Source organism: Tuberibacillus calidus DSM 17572, assembly GCF_000430685.1.
In the GTDB taxonomy this organism is placed as follows: Bacteria; Bacillota; Bacilli; order Bacillales; family Sporolactobacillaceae; genus Tuberibacillus; species Tuberibacillus calidus.
This window is the reverse complement of the sequence record NZ_AUMM01000086.1, coordinates 1-2,306: the sequence shown is the minus strand read 5'-3', so window position 1 is coordinate 2,306 and position 2,306 is coordinate 1. Positions and strand designations below refer to the sequence as shown.

1 protein-coding gene and 1 pseudogene are annotated in these 2,306 nt (G+C 33.5%); both read left to right on the top strand.

From position 1 onward, the window contains the following. Positions 1-191 precede the first annotated feature (191 nt). Positions 192-386: pseudogene (locus H532_RS0113985) on the top strand (MFS transporter); the annotation flags it as partial. A 191-nt stretch (positions 387-577) separates the two neighbouring features. After that, the gene (locus tag H532_RS0113980) at positions 578-1,741 is read left to right on the top strand and encodes an MFS transporter (RefSeq protein ID WP_027725975.1); all 1,164 of its coding nucleotides are present in this window, start codon (positions 578-580) and stop codon (positions 1,739-1,741) included. The last annotated feature ends 565 nt before the right edge of the window (positions 1,742-2,306 follow it).

The following is a 2,306-nucleotide window of genomic DNA, read 5'->3' as shown; positions in this document are numbered from 1 at the left end:
CAATGGGATCGCTGAGTTCCTAAAGCAAAAGGGATAACTGGGTGAAGCTGAATTCCTTACATTGTTTGGGGGATTCAGTTTCATCTCCGCTTAAATATATCGTTAGTATTCACGATATATTTTTTTGAATAAACATATCGATAATTAGCAATATATCGATGTAAAAACATAAGAATAAGGAGGGACATCATTTGTCTAATACTTTGAAAATTTATATCTTGGCAAGCGTTAGTTTTTTAGTGGGAACTTCCCAATATATTGTTTCAGGAATTTTAGATACGATTGCAAATTCACTTGAAATAACTTTAGCTACAGCAAGTCAATTAATGACAATTTTCTTACTGGTATATGCAATATTTACACCCATTCTTATGGGAATAACCTCTAGGGGACCGCCAAGTTTCTAAAGCAAAAAGATAACTGAGTGAACCGGAGTTCCTTTCGAATCCTTTCAGAAGCTTCAATTTCATCTCCGCTTAAATATATCGTTAGTATTCACGATATATTTTTTTGAATATACATATCGATAATTAGCAATATATCGATGTAAAAACATAAGAATATGGAGGGACATCATATGTCTAATACTTTGAAAATTTATATCTTGGCAATCGTTAGTTTTTTAGTAGGAACTTCCGAATATATTATTTCGGGAATTTTAGATACGATTGCAGATTCACTTGAAATAACTTTGGCTGCAGCAGGTCAATTAACTACAATATTCTCACTTGTATATGCAATATTTACACCTATTCTTATGGGAATAACATCTAGTATTGACAGACGTAAATTAATGATTTTTTCATTAGGTTTGTTCGTAATAGGTAATATCTTGGCATTCATCCTACCAGGTTACGGATTATTTGTAGTAGCTCGAATAGTTATGGCACTCGGGGCAGGGATGGTTGTTGTTACAGCATTAACTATCGCTGCAAAGATAGCACCAGAAGGTAAACAAGGTAGCGCTATTGCTACAGTAGTTATGGGGTTTACGGCTTCATTAATCATAGGAGTACCTCTTGGAAGAATTATTTCTAGTTTATTAGGTTGGAAATTTATTTTTGGTGGAATAGCACTGCTGGGAATTCTTGCAATGATAATAATTAGAGCATCTATTCCCCTTATTAAGGGTGATAAGCCTGTACGACTAGTTAAACAGTTGGCTCTTCTTAAGAAAAGAAGGGTTACAATTGGATTAGCAATTACTTTTTTCTGGCTTGGAGGGTATTCCATTGCTTACACTTACCTTTCACCTTACTTGTTAAATGTATCAGGAATAGAGGAAAAACTTTTAAGTGGTGTATTGCTAATCTTTGGTATAGCAAGTTTATTCGGTTCTAAATTTGGTGGATTTAGTACAGATCGTTGGGGAGTTCAAAAAACATTGTTAGGTGGAATGTCGTTACACGTCATTATGTTAATATTATTATCTCTTGTAACAAATTCTTATATTAGTGTTTTAATAATATTAATACTATGGTCATTTGCTGCATGGTCATCGGGACCAACACAACAATATAACTTGGCTACAATCGAGCCAGAATCATCAGGTATATTATTAGGCTTAAATCAGTCAGTAATGCAATTGGCAATGGCGGCTGGTGCAGGAATTGGAGGTATTTTTGTTGAGAAAGTATCACTCTCTTCAGTTACTTGGATAGGCGCACTGGGAGTTACAATAGCTATTGGAGTCGCTTTGACACTTTCTAGAGCACGATTAAGTAAGATGCCAGAAGAGTAAAAAATATCACTCCTTTTAGTTATTGGAAAAGCAGGTTTGAAACAATAAATTAGAATAGAAAGTAAAAAATTATTTATGAACTGGAATAATGTAGCGTCGTTGATTCGTAAAATAGAGACAAGTCCATCATCTTGTGCAAAATACACTTATCACTCTACTTCTGTCAAACCATGTCATCGTTCGAATCTTCAATTGAACGTTTTTAATGACAAAAGCATACCATTGACTGAGAATTTATGGGCAAACTGAATTCTAGCAGGTATTAAGTATATATTTCTTTTCCTGGTCATCTCGTTCCTATTTTTTGCTTTTATATCCGTGAACATGCAAACTTGAAACGATACTCTTTTTGGATTGAACATTCAATCCAAAAAGAGTATTTATTTAAAAATAGAAATCATCCCACATGTTTTTTATTCTAAAACTATGACTTACATCTATTTTCAGCGAACCAAAAAAATTCCCACAAAGTCTTGACTGACTCATTTTAAATGTATGTGTAAAATATTTCTCGAAGCAAAATGATGGAAAAAAATAGAGAAGGCACTCTAACATAAATGTATGC